Below are 19,430 nucleotides of genomic sequence, written 5' to 3'. Positions count from 1 at the left end.
GCGACGTAAATCCGGCGCGGTTCTGGCACGCGCCATGCATCCGCCTACGCAAGGGCCACGCTTCGTGGCCACCCGCAACGACACAGGACTTCCCCCATGAACCAGGCATTGTGGATCGCCAAGACCGGACTGGATGCGCAGCAGACGCGCATGTCGGTGGTTTCCAACAACCTCGCCAACACCAACACCACCGGGTTCAAGCAGGACCGCGCCAGCTTCGAGGACCTGTTGTACCAGCAGGTGCGTCAGCCCGGCGGCTCGTCCTCGGCGCAGACCCAGCTGCCCACCGGCCTGCAGATCGGTACCGGTGTGCGCGTGGTGGCCACCTCCAAGAACTTCGAACAGGGCAGCCAGCAGCAGACCGGCCGCGCGCTGGACGTGATGGTCAACGGGCGCGGCTTCTTTGAAGTGCAGATGCCCGACGGGTCGTCGGCCTACACCCGCGATGGTTCGTTCCAGCGCAACCAGGATGGCGAGCTGGTCACCAACAGCGGCTACCCGGTGCAGCCGGGCATCCAGATTCCCGAAGGCGCGCAGTCGCTCACCATCGGCACCGACGGCACCATCAGCGTGAAGATGGCCGACGACGCCGCCTCGGTGGAGATCGGCGCGCTGACCCTGACCGACTTCGTCAACCCGGCGGGCCTGCAGGCCCGCGGCGAAAACCTGTTCCTGGAAACCACCGCATCGGGCCCGGCCCAGAACGGCAATCCCGGCCTGAACGGCCTGGGCAGCGTGGTCCAGGGCGCGCTGGAAGGCAGCAACGTCAACGTGGTCGAAGAACTGGTGTCGATGATCGAAACCCAGCGTGCGTACGAAATGAACGCCAAGGCGATCTCCACCACCGACTCGATGCTCGGCTACCTCAACAACAACGTCTGATCGGTCGAACCGGGAACCTGCCATGTCGCTTCTGCGCCCCACCCTCCGCCTGCTGGCCGCCAGCGCCACCGTCGCCCTGCTCGGCGGCTGCGTGATCGCCGGCGACGTGCGCCCCTACCCGGCGATGGCGCCGGTCGTGCCGGTCGTGGCGCCCAGCGCCGACCCCACCGCCGGCGCCATCTATGCCGCCGGCCCCGGCCTGCAGCTGTACTCGGACCGGCGCGCGCGCGATGTCGGCGACCTGCTCACCATCACCCTGACCGAAAGCACCACCGCGCAGACCACCGCCAACACCAGCACCGGCAAGGAATCCGAACTGAGCATCGGTACGCCCACGCTGTTCGGCGCGCCGGTCACGCTGGGCGGCAAGGACATCCTGAGCGCCAGCGCCAGCGGCTCGCGCGACTTCACCGGCAAGGGCACCAGCGCGCAGAGCAACCGCCTGCAGGGCAGCGTGACCGTCACGGTGATGCAGCGCCTGCCCAACGGCAACCTGGTCGTACAGGGCGCCAAGAACCTGCGCCTGAACCAGGGCGATGAACTGGTGCAGGTGCAGGGCATCGTGCGCGCGGCGGACATCTTCCCGGACAACACCATTCCCTCCAGCCGCGTTGCCGATGCCCGCATCGTCTACGGCGGCCGCGGCCCGGTCGCCCAATCCAATGCGATGGGCTGGCTGAGCCGTTTCTTCAACTCGGCGTTGTCGCCGTACTGAGCCCGACATGAAGCCTGCCTCCTCCTCCCTGCCCGCTCTCGCCGCCCGCGCCACCCTGGTGCTGCTGGCCCTGTTCGCCGTGGTTGCCCCGGCTGCGGCCGAACGCATCAAGGACCTGGCCCAGGTCGGCGGCGTGCGCGGCAACGCGCTGGTCGGCTACGGCCTGGTGGTCGGCCTGGATGGGAGCGGCGACCGCACCAGCCAGGCGCCCTTCACCGTGCAGAGCCTGAAGAACCTGCTCGGCGAACTGGGCGTCAACGTTCCGGCCAACGTCAACCCGCAGCTGAAGAACGTGGCGGCGGTGGCGATCCACGCCGAGCTGCCGCCCTTCGCCAAGCCCGGCCAGCCGATCGACATCACCGTGTCCTCGATCGGCAATGCGGTGTCGCTGCGCGGCGGCTCGCTGCTGATGGCGCCGCTGCGCGGTGCCGACGGACAGGTCTACGCGATCGCCCAGGGCAACCTGGTGGTCGGCGGCTTCGGCGCCCAGGGCAAGGACGGCTCGCGCGTGTCGGTCAACGTGCCCAGCGTCGGCCGCATTCCCAACGGCGCAACCGTCGAACGCGCGCTGCCGGACGTGTTCAGCGCCGGCGGTGACATCACCCTGAACCTGCACAAGAATGACTTCACCACCGTGTCGCGGATGGTGGCGGCGTTGAACAACGCCTTCGGCGACGGCGCCGCGCGTGCCATCGACGGTGTCACCGTGGCCGTGCAGTCGCCCAGCGATCCGGGCGCCCGCATCGGCCTGCTGGCCCGCATCGAAAACCTGGAGCTCACCCCGGGCAGCGCACCGGCCAAGGTGGTGGTCAACTCGCGCACCGGCACCGTGGTGATCGGCGCCCAGGTACGCGTCGGCGCAGCGGCGATCTCGCACGGCTCGCTCACCGTGACCATCAACGAGAACACCAACGTCAGCCAGCCCAACGCGTTCGCTGGCGGACAGACCGTGGCCACCCCGCAGTCCACGATCACCGCCACCAACGAGGGCAGCCGCATGTTCAAGTTCAGCGGCGGCACCACGCTGGATGAGATCGTGCACGCGGTCAACGCGGTCGGCGCGGCCCCCGGCGACCTGATCGCCATCCTGGAAGCCCTCAAGCAGGCCGGCGCGCTGAGCGCCGAACTCGAGGTGATCTGACATGCGCATTCAACCGGCGCTGGAACTCAATCCAGCACAGACCAACAGCCCGGCCAAGGTCGACAAGGTCGCCCGCCAGCTCGAAGGCCAGTTCGCGCAGATGCTGGTCAAGAGCATGCGCGATGCCAGCTTCGGCGATTCGCTGTTCCCGGCCGAAAACACCATGTTCCGCGAGATGTACGACCAGAAGATCGCCGAGGCGATGACCCGCGGACGTGGCCTGGGCCTGTCGGCGATGATCGCCCGCCAGCTCGGCGGTGCCGACGGCGAGGCGGCAAAACCGGTGGATACCGCGCTGAACCCGGCTGCGGCCCTGCGCGCATACCGTCTCAACGCCCCGGCGGCGGCGCCGATGGCCCTGCCTGCCGAGGCAGTGCCGGCCGGCGCACCGAACGAAGCAGACCTGCTGCAGCAGCTCGGCGGCGCCGCGCCGTCGGCGGTGCTGCAACCGATGGAGCGCGCCCTGGACCTGATCGCCGGGCGTGAAACCAGCCAGATGCACGAAGCCATCGGCCGCAGCGATCCCTACGGCACGCCGGCACCGGACAACGACCCGGCCACTGCCAACTGGGCAATGGCCGACGACCGCTGGCGCGACGTGGGCACCGATGCCCCGCGCGGGGCCGGCGCCGTGGATACCCTGGCTGCCAGCACCGCCGCCGCACAACTTGGCCCGCATACGCCGGAGGGTTTCGTCGCCAGCATCTGGGGCCATGCCCAGCAGGCGGCGCGCGAGCTCGGCGTGGACGCCAAGGCACTGGTCGCCCAGGCGGCGCTGGAAACCGGCTGGGGCCGCAAGCTCATTCCGCGCAACAACGGCGGCAGCTCGCACAACCTGTTCGGGATCAAGGCCAACGGCTGGAGCGGCGAACGCGCCACCACCGGTACCCATGAGTACGTGGACGGCGTGCGCCGCAACGAAACCGCCAGCTTCCGCGCCTACGGCTCGGTCGGCGAGAGCTTCGCCGACTACGTGAAGCTGCTCAAGAACAGCCCGCGCTACCAGAACGCGCTGCAGGCCGGCGCCGATGTGCGCGGCTTCGCGCAGGGCCTGCAGAAGGCCGGTTACGCCACCGACCCGGGCTACGCGGCCAAGATCGCCGCGATTGCCGGCGGCCCCACCATCGAGCGCGCCGTCGCTGCGGTGGGGGATGCCAGCCTGCGCCTGGGCCGCACCTTTGCCAGCACCACCAGCCCGGCCGGGCTGGGTGTCATCCGTCGTTGAGGTAATCCATGTCCAGCGTACTCTCCACCGGCACCAGCGCCCTGCTCGCCTTCCAGCGGGCCTTGGCGACCACCAGCCATAACGTCGCCAACATCAATACGCCCGGTTACAGCCGGCAGAAGGTGGACTTCGCCACCGCCAACCCGCAGAACTACGGGTACGGCGACGTCGGCAACGGCACCCGCATCACCGACGTCCGCCGTGTGGCCGACCAGCTGGCGATCTCGCGGCTGCTCGACAGCAGCGGCGAGCTGGCGCGGTTGAAGCAGCTTTCCACGATGGCCGACCGGGTGGACACCATGTTCTCCGATACCGCAACCAACGTCGCCGGTGTGTGGTCCAACTTCTTCGATTCTGTCAGCGGCCTGTCGTCCAACGCCTCCGGCACCGCCGACCGCCAGAACGTGCTCGACAATGCCGGCACGCTGGCCAACCGCTTCAAACAGCTCAATGAAAGCCTCAATGCGCTCAACGGCGAGGTCAACAACGGCCTGATCGCCGGGGCGTCGGAGGTCAACCGCCTGGCTGCCGAGATCGCGCAGATCAACGGCGTGATCGGCAGCAACGCCAATGCCGCCGCGCCCGACCTGCTCGACCGCCGCGACCAGCTGATCGCCAACCTGGTCGGCTACACCGGCGGGACCGCGATCCTGCAGGACGGCGGGATCATGAATGTCTACACCGCCGGCGGCCAGGCGCTGGTGGTCGGCACGACCGCCTCGAAGGTCACCACCGTCACCGATCCCTACCAGCCCGAGCGGCTGCAGCTGGCCCTGGAGACCCAGGGCCAGAAGATCACGCTCGACCCGAAATCCCTCGGCGGCCAGATCGGCGGCCTGCTGGAATTCCGCGAGACCGTGCTGACCCCGACCCAGGCCGAGCTTGGCCGCCTGGCGGTCGGCCTGGCCAGTACATTCAATGAGACCCACCACCAGGGCGTGGACCAGTACGGCCAGATGGGGGCGGACTTCTTCAACTTCTCCAGCCCGCGCATCACCGGCAACACCCACAACACCGGCACGGCCACCTTCAGCACCGCCTACGGCGACCTGTCCAAGCTGGACGGGCAGAACATCGTGCTCAAGTTCGACGGCACCCAGTGGCAGGCCACCCGTGCCGACACCGGCGCCAACGTGCCGCTCACCGGCACCGGCTCGGCCACCGACCCGCTGGTGATCAATGGCGTGGAGCTGGTCATGGGCGGCACCCCCGCCACCAACGACCGCTTCCTGCTGCAGCCCACCGCGGGCGTGGCCGGCAGCCTGTCGGTGGCGATCACCGATACCTCGCGCATCGCTGCCGCGGCGCCGATCAAGGGCAACGCCGGGCTGACCAACACCGGCACCGGCAAGCTTACCGGCGTCAAGGTCACCGACCACACCAACGCCAACCTGCGCACCCCGGCAGCGATCGCGTTCACCAGCGCCACCCAGTACACCATCGACGGCAATGGGCCGTTCACCTACACCGCCGGGCAGACCATCTCCGCCAACGGCTGGAGCTTCGTGCTTGATGGCGCCCCCAAGCCGGGCGACACCTTCTCGATCGGCCCCACCCCGGCCGGGTCCAGCGACAACACCAACGCGCTGCTGCTGGCCAAGGTCGAAGAGGCCAAGGCGTTCAACAGCGGCACCGTCACCCTCAACGGCGCACTGGGCGGGCTGACCACCCAGGTCGGCTCGGCCGCGCGTGCGGCCGACTACTCGCTGCAGGCCCAGCAGGTCATCACCGACCAGGCGCAGGCCAACCGCGACGCCACCTCCGGGGTCAACCTTGACGAAGAGGCCGCCGACATGCTCCGCCTGCAGCAGGCCTACCAGGCCGCCTCGCAGCTGATTTCCACCGCCGATTCCATGTTCCAGACCATCCTGGGGGCCGTTTCCCGATGAACAACCGCATTTCCACCGGGATGATGTTCAACCAGTCGGTCTCGATGATGCTGGCCAAGCAGGCCAAGATGAATCATCTGGAGCAGCAGCTGGCCACGGGCAAGCGGCTGGTGAGCGCCAAGGACGACCCGGTCGCCGCCGGCACCGCCGTGGGCCTGGACCGGGCCGTGGCCGAACTGGACCGCTTCGAGCGCAACGGCGACGTGGTGCAGAACCGCCTGGGCCTGCAGGAAAACGCGCTGGCGCAGGCCGGCGAGATGATGGCGCACATCACCGAACTGACCATCCAGGCCAACAACCCGGCCCTGTCGGCGGCCGACCTGAAGTCGATCGGGTCCGAGCTGCAGTCGGTCAAGGACGGGCTGCTGGCGCTGGCCAACAGCACCGACGGCAACGGCCGCTACCTGTTCGGCGGCACCGATGATGCCGACGCGCCCTTCAAACTGACCAACGGGGTGGTGACCTACAACGGCGACCAGACCCAGCGCCAGGTGGAGGTCGCCCCGGACACGTTCGTCAAGGACGCCCTGCCCGGCAGCGAGATATTCCTGCGCATCCTGACCGGCGACGGCACCCTGGACGGCAGCGCCGCCACCGGCAACACCGGCACCGGCGTGCTGACCACCTTCGGCCGCAACGCCGCCTCCGGCGACTGGAACGGCAGCAGCTACACCGTGCGCTTCACCGCGCCGGACACCTATGAAGTGGTGGACGCCAGCAACGCGGTGGTCAAGACCGGCACCTTCAAGGCCGGTGAGGACATCAGCTTTGCCGGTGTGTCGATGCGCATCGAGGGCGAGCCGGCCGCCGGGGACAGCTTCGGCGTGGGCGCCGCGCAGCCGCGCGACATCTTCGCCACCCTGACCGGCATGATCGACACGCTGGAGAACGCGGCCAACGACCCCACTTCGGTGGCCCGGCAGCAGAACATCCTGCAGGCCGGCATCCGCGATGTGGCCCGTGCCTCTGAGAAGTTCATCGACGCGCGCGCGATGGGCGGTTCGCAGCTCAAGGCCATCGACGATGCCGGCGCGCTGCGCGAATCCAACACCGTCACCTTGAAAACCACGCTGTCGGCGATGCGCGACCTGGACTACGCCGAGGCGATCGGCCAGTACAAGCTCGAGCAGATTTCACTGCAGGCCGCCCAGACCATTTTCACCCAGATGCAGCAGATGTCGCTCTTCAACGCCATCCGCTGACGCCTGCGCGCGCCGCCGGGCATCCGCGCCCGGCCACGTAGAACGCAGCGTTTCCAGGCGGTTTTGAGCCGTCTGGACAACGCCGCCCTCCGACCATCACCTCAACGAGGTGATGTTTTCGGCGTTTTTCCACTCAAGCCATCGGCGTGTGCGCCGTTATCTCTCCTGCAACAGTCGTACCGCAACGCGGTGCGGGCTCTGCGTCATCTCCGGGTGCACGCCGCGACCGGAAATTGCCCACAGGAAAAGATAAATGGCACAAGTAATCAACACCAATGCGATGTCGCTGAACGCGCAGCGCAACCTGTCCACCAGCGGTTCCAGCCTGGCCACCACGATCCAGCGCCTGTCCTCGGGCCTGCGCATCAACAGCGCCAAGGACGACGCCGCCGGCCTGGCGATCTCCGAGCGCTTCAGCACCCAGATCCGCGGCCTGGACGTTGCCGTCCGCAATGCCAACGACGGCATCTCGCTGGCCCAGACCGCCGAAGGCGCGATGGTCGAAATCGGCAACAACCTGCAGCGCATCCGCGAACTGTCGGTGCAGTCGGCCAACGCCACCAACTCCGACAGCGACCGTGAAGCGCTGAACGGCGAAGTGAAGCAGTTGGTCTCGGAAATCGACCGCGTGTCGCGCCAGACCAACTTCAACGGCACCAAGCTGCTGGACGGCTCGTTCTCCGGCGCACTGTTCCAGATCGGCGCCGATTCGGGCCAGACCATCGGCATCAACAGCATCGTCAATGCCAGCACCGCCACCCTGGGCAACGGCAAGTACGCCGCCACGCAGGCGAGCACGGCGGCGATCTACGGTGGCGATGCCGCAGCGGATGGCAAGGTCACCGCCCTGAAGGTCAACGGCCTGGATATCGGCGATGTGACGTTCAAGGCCGGCGACAAGGCGATCGACGTCGCCAAGAAGACCGTGAACGCGATCAATGACAAGATGGACCAGACCGGCGTGTACGCCTCGCTGGACAAGGCCGGCGTGATGACGCTGACCTCGTTGAAGTCGGACAAGGCGTTCGAGTTCACCGCTGGCGCCACCACCGATACCGGGCTGGCCCCGGCGTTCGCCGGCATCGCGGCCGCCAAGGTCGAGGCCACCGTGAGCGACACCGTCAGCGGCGTGAACATCTCCACCGTGGCCGGCGCCCAGCGCTCGCTGTCGGTGATCGACGATGCACTGAAGGCGGTCAACTCCTCGCGTGCCGACATGGGTGCGATCCAGAACCGCTTCACCTCCACCATCGCCAACCTCAACGCCACCTCGGAAAACCTGTCGTCCTCGCGCAGCCGTATCCGCGACACCGACTACGCCAAGGAAACCGCTGAACTGACCCGCACGCAGATCCTGCAGCAGGCCGGTACCGCGATGCTGGCCCAGGCCAACCAGTCGCCGTCCAGCGTGATGAGCCTGCTGCAGGGCTGATCCCCGCCTGCATCCGCCTCACGAAAAACCCCGCTTCGGCGGGGTTTTTTGTTGTCGCCCGGCCTCGCGCCCGGCGCACCGGCCGCGCGGAGAGGAGAACAGCCAAAAAAAACCTTGACGACCGCTAAAGGTTCCCAGCGGGGTGTCGTTAATGATTTCAACCAGGGCACAACGCCCACAAGGCCTCTCCCCCGGGGCCCCCCTCGATACCCAAACGAACTTCCAGGAGCACGGAAATGGCACAAGTCATCAACACCAATGTGATGTCGCTCAACGCTCAGCGCAATCTGAACACCAGCGGCTCCAGCCTGGCCACCACGATCCAGCGCCTGTCCTCGGGCCTGCGCATCAACAGCGCCAAGGACGACGCTGCCGGCCTGGCCATTTCCGAGCGTTTCGGCACCCAGATCCGCGGCCTGGACGTCGCCGTCCGCAACGCCAACGACGGCATCTCGCTGGCCCAGACCGCCGAAGGCGCGATGGTCGAAATCGGCAACAACCTGCAGCGTATCCGCGAACTGTCGGTGCAGTCGTCCAACGCCACCAACTCCGACAGCGATCGTGAAGCGCTGAACGCAGAAGTGAAGCAGCTGGTCTCGGAAATCGACCGCGTCTCCCGCCAGACCAACTTCAACGGCACCAAGCTGCTGGACGGTTCGTTCTCCGGCGCGCTGTTCCAGGTCGGCGCCGATTCGGGCCAGACCATCGGCATCAACAGCATCGTCGATGCCAGCGCCAGCGCGCTGGGCGGCGCCAAGTTCGACAAGGGCAGCTTCACCCTGGCGGCCGGCACGCTCAACAGCGACGTCAAGATCAGCGGCATGAAGGTCACCGGCGCTGACGGCAAGGCCTATACGCTGGCCGACATCAACGTCAAGGCCGGTGCCGACATGGCCGCCACGGCCAAGGCCACCAACTCCGCCATCGCTGCCGCGATCAACGAGAAGATGGACCAGACCGGCGTGTACGCTGAAGTCAGCACCGGCGGCGCCATCAACCTGACCTCGGTGCAGAACAGCGTCAACGACAAGGGCGTGTTCAACGCGATCAACGTCGCCTTCGGCACGCTGGACGCGGGCACCGCCGTCGGCCTGCCGACTGCCACCTACGCCCAGACCGATGCGACCGGCCAGGCTGCCCTGAAGAACAACTTCGCGGCCGACCTGGACATCTCCAAGGTTGCCGGCGCCCAGCAGGCCCTGTCGATCGTGGACAAGGCGCTGAAGGCGGTCAACTCCTCGCGTGCCGACATGGGTGCGATCCAGAACCGCTTCACCTCCACCATCGCCAACCTCAACACCACCTCGGAAAACCTGTCGGCCTCGCGCAGCCGTATCCGCGACACCGACTACGCCAAGGAAACCGCTGAGCTGACCCGCACGCAGATCCTGCAGCAGGCCGGTACCGCGATGCTGGCCCAGGCCAACCAGTCGCCGTCCAGCGTGATGAGCCTGCTGCAGGGCTGATCCCGCCTGCATCCGCCTCATGAAAGACCCCGCTTCGGCGGGGTTTTTTCGTTTTCCGGAACACGCTGCCGGTCGCCCCGTCGGCACAGGGACGGATGGCGGAAACCGGTCGGAAAACGCGATTTTTTTCTGTCAAACCCACTAAAGGTTGTTGACATTGTGTCGTTATTGATTTCAGCCACGGCATGACTGCATTCCCTGGCCCCTCCCTCGGGAGGAAACACCTCGACAACCCGGCGACATCATCGCCACCAGGAGCAAGAAAATGGCACAAGTCATCAATACCAATGTGATGTCGCTGAACGCCCAGCGCAACCTGTCGACCAGCGGCTCCAGCCTGGCGACCACCATCCAGCGCCTGTCCTCGGGCCTGCGCATCAACAGCGCCAAGGACGATGCCGCCGGCCTGGCGATTTCCGAGCGCTTCAGCACCCAGATCCGTGGCCTGGACGTTGCCGTGCGCAACGCCAACGACGGCATCTCGCTGGCCCAGACCGCCGAAGGCGCGATGGTTGAAATCGGCAACAACCTGCAGCGTATCCGCGAACTGTCGGTGCAGTCGTCCAACGCCACCAACTCCGACAGCGACCGCGAAGCGCTGAACGCCGAAGTGAAGCAGCTGGTCTCGGAAATCGACCGCGTCTCCCGCCAGACCAACTTCAACGGCACCAAGCTGCTGGACGGTTCGTTCTCCGGCGCGCTGTTCCAGGTCGGCGCCGATTCGGGCCAGACCATCGGCATCAACAGCATCGTCAACGCCAGCAGCGCGGCACTGGGCGGTTCGCAGTTCGACAAGAACTCGCTGACCGTGGCTGCCGCCGCCGTGACCGCAGGTGAAGGCCTGAAGATCACCGGCATGAAGGTGACCGGTTCGGATGGCAAGACCATCGACCTGGATACCATCAACGTCAAGGCCACCGGCACCACCGCCGCCGACATGCAGGGCGCCGCCGCCAAGGCCGTGGCCGCGGCCATCAACGAGAAGATGGACCAGTCCGGCGTGTACGCTGAAGTCGACAAGGCCGACGCCACCAAGATCAACCTGACCGCGATCAAGGACAGCACCGATTCGGCGGGCGCCTTCAAGGCATTCACCGTGAACACCGGCACCTGGACCAACACCGCCGGCACCCCGACTGCCACCACTGCGCCGGCCTTCACCGTGTCGCCCGCCGCCCCGGCCACCAAGACCTACGCCTCCGGCCTGGACATCTCCAAGGTCGCCGGTGCCCAGCAGGCCATCGACGTGGTGGACAAGGCGCTGAAGGCGGTCAACTCCTCGCGTGCCGACATGGGTGCGATCCAGAACCGCTTCACCTCCACCATCGCCAACCTCAACACCACCTCGGAAAACCTGTCGGCCTCGCGCAGCCGTATCCGCGACACCGACTACGCCAAGGAAACCGCCGAGCTGACCCGCACGCAGATCCTGCAGCAGGCCGGCACCGCGATGCTGGCCCAGGCCAACCAGTCGCCGTCCAGCGTGATGAGCCTGCTGCAGGGCTGATCCCCGCCTGCAACGCGTTTCACGAACGAACCCCGCTCCGGCGGGGTTTTTTCGTTGGACTGGCACGCCGCTTGCACCATGCCCTGCATCCACATGCCCGCCGCGTGGCGACCGGGCTCAAGCCTCCCCGTTCCGGGCCGATATCACCTGCAGGAAGCGCAGGCGGTCTCCGCGCCCACATTGACTACAGGATTGCAGACATGGCTATTGGTTCGATTGGTACTGGCCTCGACATCCCCGCCTTCGTGGCCCAGCTGGTGGCCAAGGAGCGCGAGCCGCAGGACAACCAGATCAATGCGGCCGGCCAGGCCGCCAACGCCAAATTGTCGGCGCTGGCGACCCTCAAGGGCGGCCTGACCAACCTGCAGACGGCGCTGACCAACCTGATCAAGAGCGCCGACAAGCCGGCCTACAAGACCAGCACCGTCACAGATTCCAACTTCACCGCCGCGATGGACACCACCGAAGGCGCGCCCTCGCCCACCGCCGGTGTGCACCAGGTGGAAGTCAAATCGCTGGCACAGGGCCAGAAGCTCAGCTCCGGCGCCTTCGAGAAGGACGTGGTGGTGGGCAGTGGCAAGATGACCATTGCCTACGGCGACAAGACCCTGGAAATCGACATCGCCGAGGACAGCAAGCTGTCCGACATCGCCAAGGCGATCAACAAGGCCGCCGGTGGCAAGGTGGTGACCGCCAGCGTGATCACCGCCGACGACGGCCAGCACCTGACGCTCAGCGCGGTGGACAGCGGCCTGAAGGGTGCACTGAAGATCAGCACCTCCGGCGGCGACGGTGGCCTGTCCGGGCTGACCTACGATGGCACCGCCGCATCGGGCATGAGCCAGACCGTGGAGCCCAAGGACGCGGTGGTGGTGGTGGACGGCTTCACCCGCACCTCCAGCTCCAACACCATCAGCGACATCGTGCCGGGCATCAACCTGACCCTGACCAAGGCCGGCACCAAACCGGGCGAAACCCAGACGCTGACCGTCACCCGCGACAACACCTCGCTCAAGACCGACATGCAGGCCTTCGTGGCCGCCTACAACGCCATCAACTCGGCGCTGAAGTCGTCCAGCGCGTACAACGCCGAAACCAAGACCGCCTCGGCGCTGACCGGCGATGCGATGGTGCGCGGCCTGCAGCAGCAGCTGCGCAGCCAGTTCAGCAGCAACATCAACGGGCTGAAGGCGATGGGCGTCACCCTGGCCGCCGACGGCAGCCTGAGCCTGGACAGCAGCAAGATGGAAACGGCGATCGGCAAGGACCCCGATTCGGTCGCCGACCTGTTCGGCAAGCAGGGCATCATCGGCGCCTCGATGGACGCGCTGCTGAAGAGCAACCTGGACAAGGAAACCGGCACCATCACCCAGCGCACCAACACCTTGAACAAGCAGATCAAGGACCTGGAGAAGCGCCTGGATGCCCTGGATGCCCGCATGGAACAGGTCTCCACGCGTTACACCAAGCAGTTCACCGCGATGGAAACGCTGGTGACCCAGATGCAGACCACCAGCGACAACCTGAGCCAGCAGCTGGCCAAGAAGAACAGCTGAGGGCGGCCGCGCCGCAGCGCTCAAGTTTCAGCGCTGCAACGCCGATATTCATGGCATCACCCGCTGCTCGACCTGAGCGGCGGGCTCGCCGGGCAGAGCCCGGCGCTACCGAGGGCCACCGCACGCGGCGGCCCCAGGAACAGAGGAGACACTTCGAATGTACGGTTCCAGCCGTCAGTATGCAGAGCAGTACCGCAAAGTCGGCGTATCCACCGCCGTGACCGACGCCGATCCGCACAAACTGGTGGCCCTGCTGCTGTCCGGTGCCTGCGAGCGCATCCGCCTGGCCGAAGCCTGCCTCGAACGCAACGACCAGGCCCGCAAGGGCAAGGCCATCGGCGAAGCCTGCGCCATCGTGGGCCACCTCAACGGCTCGCTGGACCATGAAGCCGGTGGCGAGATCGCCGGCAACCTGTCGGCCCTGTACGACTACGTCATGCAGCGCCTGACCGAAGCCAACCTGCACAACGATGCCAGCGCCCTGCAGGAAGCCCTGCAGCTGCTCACCGAGATCGACGCCGCCTGGAATGCGATCCCGCACGACCAGCGCCAGCCCGCCACGGCGGGTGCCTGATGGACGACACCGGCCCGGTCGACGTGCTCCGCCCGCTGCATGAGGCGCTGACGCGTCTGGCGGCGGCCGTGGAAGGCGACGACCACGACCTGACCCAGCAGCTGATGGATCGCTACGACGCGGACGTCCGCAGCCACCTGGCCGAGCACGATGCGCGCATCGAAGCCGCCGACCTGCATGGGCTGATCGCCCGCCAGCAGCAGGTCACCCTGCGCATGGCGGCCCGCCGCGACGAAGCGGCGCAGCATCTCAACGCCGACCGCCGCGCCGTTCGCGCGTCGCTCGCCTACCTTCGGGCAGAATCCCTGACATGACCGACCTGCGCGCCAGCGACATCCATCACCCGGCCGAAAGCGAGCTGTTCGATGAGACGCTGAGCTGCGAGGTCGCGCTACCCGCCGAGTTCCGCCTGGGCTCGGCGGTGATCCGTCCCGGCAGCGCCGAGACGCTGCTGCGCAGCGTGGCGCTGGTGGAAGACTCCCGCGGCGACGACGGCCACGATGAGCGCGGCGAAGCCACCCTGCAGCTGCAGCGGCTGGAGGCCAAGCTCGACCTGACGATGGTGCTGCTCGGCCGGCTGGTCCGCCAGCAGACCCAGGACCTGCCGCTGCGTCCGCTGCGGTGGTCGCGGCGCGGCATCCGCCTGGAACTGGGCGTGCGCAGCGGTGCCAGCCCGGGTGCGCTCGGGGTGATCCGCCTGCAGCCCTGCGACTGGTTGCCCGATCACATCGATCTTCCGGTGGCGGTGCTGGCCGAGGCGGCCAACGGTTCGGGGGCGCATTTCCTGTGGCTGCGCTTTGCAGGGCTGAGCGATGGCCTGGAGATGGCGCTGGAGCGCCACCTGTTCCGCCTGCATCGCCGCCAGATCGCCGAAGCGCGCCGTCTGCGCTGACCATACGGCCCCGACCGTTACTGATGGACCTTGGCGGTTTCACGCCACTCCGTTAAGGTGGCGCATTCCCCGCTTCCCTGCCTGCCTGTGCGCGTTCTCATCGTCGACGATCACACCCTGGTCCGCGCCGGCCTCGGCCGCCTGCTGCAGGGCTTTGCCGGCGTGGAGGTGGTGGCCGATGCCAGCAACGCCGAGCAGGCGCTGCAGATGGCCGTGCAGCATTCACCGGACGTGGTGCTGATGGACCTGTCCCTGCCCGGCCGTACCGGCCTGGAGGCGCTCAGCGACATCCTGCTGCGCGCGCCGGGCTCGCGGGTGGTGATGATGACCATGCACGACGACGCCGTGCACGTGCGCGATGCACTCGATCGCGGTGCGGTCGGGTTCGTGGTCAAGGATGCGGCCCCGCAGGAACTGGAACTGGCCCTGCGCGCCGCGCACGCCGGCCAGGTGTTCCTGAGCCCGCAGATCTCGGCCAAGATGCTCGCGCCGATGCTCGGCCGCGAGAAGCCGGTGGGCATTGCGGCGCTGTCGCCGCGCCAGCGCGAAATCCTGCGCCAGATCGGCAAGGGCGAAAGCAACAAGGAAATCGCGGCCGACCTCGGCATCAGCGTCAAGACCGTGGAAACCCACCGTGCGCGCATGATGGAGTCGCTGGGCTGCCGCCGCGCCAACGATCTGCTGCTGCTGGCCGCCCGCCACCAGCACGAACTGGAGTAGGCCGGCGACGGCTCTCCGTCGCCAGAGGACCTGCCAGCGTCACCGCGTCGATTTATTGAACCCCGCTGCGCCCCTGCCCCCCCGGCCAACGCCCGCAGAACGGTACGGGCAGCGTCAAAGAACCCGACACCTGTCAGGAAAACCCCTACACGCTGTCGGGAGTTTGACGACCCCACTCAGGAACCCCCTGATTCCGGTGCTGCCGGAACAGAAGCAAGATGTGTTCCAGATCGCGCCGGGGAGTCGGCGCCGACGGGGAATGGACTTGAAAGCGAATCTTTCGACCCAGATGGGTCAGCAGCTTCACCTCACACCGCAACTGCTGCAGTCGATCCGGCTGCTGCAGCTGAACGGCATGCAGCTCGAACTGGAAATCCGCCGTGCGCTGGAGACCAACCCGCTGCTCGAACTGGACGAGGCCGCCGAAGAGCGTGCCGATACCACCGACGACGTTGCCGCCACGCAGGACGTAGCGGCGTTCGACGAGCTGCCGGAAAGCTCGATGTGGGACGTGGCCGGCAGCAGCTGGCAGGACGGCGACGACGACCGCATGCAGCGCGTGGCCGCCGGCGAATCCAGCGACCCGCAGCTGCGCGCCCTGCAGCGGCTGTCGCTGGAGCTGGCACCGCGCGAACTGGCCGTGGCCGCCTTCTGGCTGGAGCACTGCGACGACGCCGGCTACCTCGATGCCCCTCTCGCACAGCTGCAGCTGCTGGCCAGCGCGCTGTGCGATGTGGACGCCGACGGGGTCGAAGCGGTCCGCCAGCACATCCTGCACGGCGACCCGGTCGGCCTGGCCGCACAGGACCTGCACGAGTGCCTGTGCGTGCAGCTGCGCGCGATGCCCGGCCGCGTGCCGGCCCGCCACCTGGCGCTGCGCGTGCTCGATGAGGGCCTGGTCACCCTGGCCGCGCACGACTACGCCGCGCTGGCCCGCGAACTGGATGCGGAGATCGCCGACATCCACGAAGCCGTCCGCCTGATCCTGTCGCTGCAGCCCCGCCCGGGCGAAAGCCTGCTGCCGGACAGCAACGGTGCCGTCATCCCCGACGTCATCGCGTGGCACGCCGACGGCCAGTGGCGCGTGGCGCTCAACCCGGCCACCAGCCGCCGCCTGAGCATCAACCCGCACTACGAACAGGCCCTCGGCGACGCCGGCGATGCCGCCCAGCCGCTGCGCGACATGCTGCAGGAAGCCCGTTGGCTGACCCGTGGCCTGTCCATGCGCTACGACACCCTGCTGCGCACCGCGCGGGTGATCATCGAGCGCCAGGCCGGCTTCCTGACCCGCGGCGAAGAGGCGATGGCCCCGCTGACCCTGAAGGAAGTGGCCGATGCGATCGGCATGCACGAATCCACGGTGTCGCGCATCACCACCGGCAAGTACCTGCAGACCCCGCGCGGCACGCTGGAGCTGAAGCACTTCTTCGCCGTGCGGCTGGAAGGCGCCAGCGTCTCCGGCCAGGCGGTGAAGGCGATGGTCCGGCGCCTGATCGATGCCGAACCGGCCGGCCGGCCGCTCGCCGACGAGGCCATTGCCGGCCTGCTGTCGCGCCAGGGGGTGAACATCGCCCGCCGTACCGTTGCAAAATACCGCGAACAACTGGACATCGCCCCGGCGCGCGAACGCCGCCGGGCCAATGCCAGGGCCCCGCAACTGGCCCGGGTGGGCTGAAGGAATGAACGACATGAACAAGCTCACCGTCCTGCTGGTCGACGACCACGAGGGCTTCATCAACGCCGCCATGCGCCACTTCCGCAAGGTCGACTGGCTGGACGTGATCGGCAGCGCCGGCAATGGCCTGGAAGCCATCGAGCGCTCCGAGTCGTTGCGCCCGAAGGTGGTGCTGATGGACCTGGCCATGCCCGAAATGGGCGGCCTGCAGGCCACCCGCCTGATCAAGTCGCAGGACGACGCACCGTACATCGTCATCGCCAGCCACTTCGATGACGCCGAGCACCGTGAACACGCGCTGCGCGCCGGCGCCGACAACTTCGTCAGCAAGCTGTCCTACATCCAGGAAGTCATGCCGATCCTGGAAGGCCTGAAGGGGAATGGATCATGAGTGAGTCGCGCATCCTTGTACTGGACAACGACGCCGTCCGCGCCGAACGCACTGTCGCCCTGCTGGAGTTCATGGACTTCAACCCGCGCTGGGTGGCCGACGCGGCCGATATCGATACCGCCCGCCACCGCCAGAACGACTGGATGGCGGTGATCATCGGCGCTCTGGACCCGAACGAGCGCAGCGATGCCCTGTTCGACTGGCTGGGGCACAGCTCGCTGCCGCCGCCGGTGATGCTGATCGATGGTGATACCACCGCCTTCGCCCAGCAACACGGTCTGCACGAAGCCAATGTGTGGCCGCTGGAAGCACCGCTGCGCCATGCGCAGATGGAAGGCCTGCTGCGCCGCGCGAGCCTCAAGCGCCTGGATGCCGAGCACCAGGCCGGTGCCGTGCAGGAACAGGGCCCGACCGGCGACGGCGCTGCCGTCAGCGCGTTGCGCCAGATGATCGACCAGGTGGCTGCGTTCGATACCACCGTGCTGGTGCTGGGCGAATCGGGCACCGGCAAGGAAGTGGTCTCGCGTTCGATCCACCAGCGCTCCCCGCGTCGCGATGGACCGTTCGTGGCCATCAACTGCGGCGCGATTCCGGCCGACCTGCTGGAAAGCGAGCTGTTCGGTCACGAGAAGGGCGCCTTCACCGGTGCGCTGAGCGCCCGCAAGGGCCGTTTCGAAATGGCCGAGGGCGGCACCCTGCTGCTCGATGAAATCGGCGACATGAGCCTGCCGATGCAGGTCAAGCTGCTGCGCGTGCTGCAGGAGCGCAGCTTCGAGCGTGTTGGCGGCAACCAGACCATCCGCTGCAACGTGCGCGTGATCGCCGCGACGCATCGCGACCTGGAGTCGCGCATCGCCGATGGCAAGTTCCGCGAGGATCTGTTCTACCGCCTCAACGTGTTCCCCATCGACGTGCCGGCCCTGCGCGAGCGCAGCGAAGACCTGCCGGCGCTGGTCACCACCATCGCCGGCCAGCTGGCCCGTACCGGCCGCGGCGAAGTGCGTTTCAGCGCCGAGGCCCTGCAGGCACTGGCCACCTACGAGTGGCCGGGCAACGTGCGCGAGCTGACCAACCTGGTGGAGCGCCTGGCCGTGCTGCATCCGGGTGGCAATGTTCGCGTGCAGGACCTGCCGGCCCGCTACCGCGGCGACTTCAGCCCGGCCGCTGTCGTTGCCGCGGCACCCGCCCCGGTCACCGACGAACGCCTGGACCTGCGCAGCTTCTCCTTCCATACGCCGGCACCGGGCAACACCGCGCCGCTGGAAAACGGCATCGGCCCGGTCACCCGTGCGCCGGCCCTGCCCGACGCCGGCCTGGACCTGCGCAACCACATGGCCAACATCGAACTGAACCTCATCAACGAGGCACTCGAGCGCACCCAGGGCGTGGTCGCCCACGCCGCCCAGCTGCTTGGCCTGCGCCGCACCACGCTGGTGGAGAAGCTGCGCAAGTACGGCATCGAACGCGATCACACCGAACTGGCCAGCTGATCCTCCCTGCAGCCGCAACACCACAGAAGCCCGGGCCCGTCCCGGGCTTCTGCGTTCCGGGGGCCGCGTCAGCACACCGCCGCCGGTTTTCCGACGCCGGGCATCCGTCACCGGCCGCCGCGTCATCCGGCCGCAGCGACATTCCGTCGCATCGGCCCCGCCCGGGACGGGGCGATGGCTGCCGCGCTGAATGCGTAAGTGCCCGCCACCACGACAAAACTGAATCGTTCGCCGTTTTCGGCACGCCGCTTGCAACGTATTCACCTGAAACCCCATCCCCAGATTCGGAACGTTCCAGATGTCGCACTCCGTTACCTCCGTCCTTTCCCAGATCCGCTCCTTCCAGACCCAGATGGGGCAGTCGGCCGTCAGCCCGCTGACGGAAGCGCCGAAGAGCAATGCCATCCAGGGGCTGGTGTCGCCGCAGGAGATCCAGGGCCCGAGCTTCACCGAAACGCTGCGTGGGGCCATCGCCGGCGTCAACGACGCACAGCAGAAGTCCGGCGCGTTGGCCAAGGCCTTCGAGCTGGGTGACCCCAGCGCCGACCTCGCCAAAGTGATGGTCGCCTCGCAGCAGTCCCAGATCGCCTTCCGCGCCACCGTGGAAGTCCGCAACCGTCTCGTCCAGGCTTACCAGGACGTGATGAACATGCCGCTGTAAGGATAGAAACGC

At 67.4% G+C, this 19,430-nt stretch carries 18 protein-coding genes; all 18 read left to right on the top strand.

The window, feature by feature from the left end; genetic code table 11:
- Positions 1–96 precede the first annotated feature (96 nt).
- On the top strand, positions 97–882 hold the full coding sequence (gene flgG, locus ACLB90_RS19215; protein WP_411850944.1) for a flagellar basal-body rod protein FlgG: 786 nt from the start codon (positions 97–99) through the stop codon (positions 880–882).
- Positions 883–904: 22 nt separating this feature from the next.
- Positions 905–1,597, top strand: a complete 693-nt coding sequence (gene flgH / locus ACLB90_RS19210; protein ID WP_411850943.1) for a flagellar basal body L-ring protein FlgH — start codon at positions 905–907, stop codon at positions 1,595–1,597.
- A 7-nt stretch (positions 1,598–1,604) separates the two neighbouring features.
- Complete coding sequence (locus tag ACLB90_RS19205; RefSeq protein WP_411850942.1) at positions 1,605–2,738, top strand: flagellar basal body P-ring protein FlgI; 1,134 nt, start codon at positions 1,605–1,607, stop codon at positions 2,736–2,738.
- A 1-nt stretch (position 2,739) separates the two neighbouring features.
- On the top strand, positions 2,740–3,963 hold the full coding sequence (flgJ, locus tag ACLB90_RS19200) for a flagellar assembly peptidoglycan hydrolase FlgJ (protein WP_411850941.1): 1,224 nt from the start codon (positions 2,740–2,742) through the stop codon (positions 3,961–3,963).
- Between the two features lie 8 nt (positions 3,964–3,971).
- Entirely contained in the window at positions 3,972–5,852 is a 1,881-nt protein-coding gene (gene flgK / locus ACLB90_RS19195; protein ID WP_411850940.1) for a flagellar hook-associated protein FlgK, read from the top strand.
- Entirely contained in the window at positions 5,849–7,054 is a 1,206-nt protein-coding gene (flgL, locus tag ACLB90_RS19190) for a flagellar hook-associated protein FlgL (protein ID WP_411850939.1), read from the top strand. The genes flgK and flgL overlap by 4 nt, the downstream gene beginning before the upstream one ends.
- Before the next feature lie 253 nt (positions 7,055–7,307).
- A complete protein-coding gene (locus tag ACLB90_RS19185) occupies positions 7,308–8,486 on the top strand; it encodes a flagellin (protein ID WP_411850938.1) in 1,179 nt (392 codons plus the stop codon).
- A 236-nt stretch (positions 8,487–8,722) separates the two neighbouring features.
- Entirely contained in the window at positions 8,723–9,952 is a 1,230-nt protein-coding gene (locus ACLB90_RS19180; RefSeq protein ID WP_411850937.1) for a flagellin, read from the top strand.
- 265 nt (positions 9,953–10,217) lie between these two features.
- Positions 10,218–11,459: a flagellin gene (locus ACLB90_RS19175; protein WP_411850936.1), complete on the top strand. Its 1,242-nt coding sequence runs from the start codon at positions 10,218–10,220 to the stop codon at positions 11,457–11,459.
- A 200-nt stretch (positions 11,460–11,659) separates the two neighbouring features.
- Positions 11,660–13,015, top strand: a complete 1,356-nt coding sequence (fliD, locus tag ACLB90_RS19170; protein ID WP_411850935.1) for a flagellar filament capping protein FliD — start codon at positions 11,660–11,662, stop codon at positions 13,013–13,015.
- A 157-nt stretch (positions 13,016–13,172) separates the two neighbouring features.
- The gene (gene fliS / locus ACLB90_RS19165; RefSeq protein ID WP_411850934.1) at positions 13,173–13,589 is read left to right on the top strand and encodes a flagellar export chaperone FliS; all 417 of its coding nucleotides are present in this window, start codon (positions 13,173–13,175) and stop codon (positions 13,587–13,589) included.
- The gene (locus tag ACLB90_RS19160) at positions 13,589–13,903 is read left to right on the top strand and encodes a hypothetical protein (RefSeq protein ID WP_411850933.1); all 315 of its coding nucleotides are present in this window, start codon (positions 13,589–13,591) and stop codon (positions 13,901–13,903) included. Before fliS ends, ACLB90_RS19160 begins: the two co-directional genes overlap by 1 nt.
- Positions 13,900–14,481 (top strand): PilZ domain-containing protein, encoded by a 582-nt coding sequence (locus ACLB90_RS19155; RefSeq protein ID WP_411850932.1) that lies wholly within the window; start codon positions 13,900–13,902, stop codon positions 14,479–14,481. The genes ACLB90_RS19160 and ACLB90_RS19155 overlap by 4 nt, the downstream gene beginning before the upstream one ends.
- Positions 14,482–14,568: 87 nt before the next feature.
- Positions 14,569–15,201, top strand: coding sequence for a response regulator transcription factor (locus ACLB90_RS19150; RefSeq protein WP_026070519.1), 633 nt, complete (start codon positions 14,569–14,571; stop codon positions 15,199–15,201).
- A 265-nt stretch (positions 15,202–15,466) separates the two neighbouring features.
- A complete protein-coding gene (gene rpoN / locus ACLB90_RS19145) occupies positions 15,467–16,876 on the top strand; it encodes an RNA polymerase factor sigma-54 (protein ID WP_411850931.1) in 1,410 nt (469 codons plus the stop codon).
- A 13-nt stretch (positions 16,877–16,889) separates the two neighbouring features.
- Complete coding sequence (locus ACLB90_RS19140) at positions 16,890–17,267, top strand: response regulator transcription factor (RefSeq protein ID WP_026070520.1); 378 nt, start codon at positions 16,890–16,892, stop codon at positions 17,265–17,267.
- On the top strand, positions 17,264–18,757 hold the full coding sequence (locus ACLB90_RS19135; RefSeq protein ID WP_411850930.1) for a sigma-54 dependent transcriptional regulator: 1,494 nt from the start codon (positions 17,264–17,266) through the stop codon (positions 18,755–18,757). The genes ACLB90_RS19140 and ACLB90_RS19135 overlap by 4 nt, the downstream gene beginning before the upstream one ends.
- A gap of 298 nt (positions 18,758–19,055) precedes the next feature.
- On the top strand, positions 19,056–19,418 hold the full coding sequence (fliE, locus tag ACLB90_RS19130) for a flagellar hook-basal body complex protein FliE (protein ID WP_411850929.1): 363 nt from the start codon (positions 19,056–19,058) through the stop codon (positions 19,416–19,418).
- Positions 19,419–19,430: the final 12 nt, after the last annotated feature.

The organism is Stenotrophomonas sp. LGBM10, from assembly GCF_046736075.1.
In the GTDB taxonomy this organism is placed as follows: domain Bacteria; phylum Pseudomonadota; class Gammaproteobacteria; order Xanthomonadales; family Xanthomonadaceae; genus Stenotrophomonas.
This window is presented reverse-complemented; position numbering and strand designations above follow the sequence as displayed.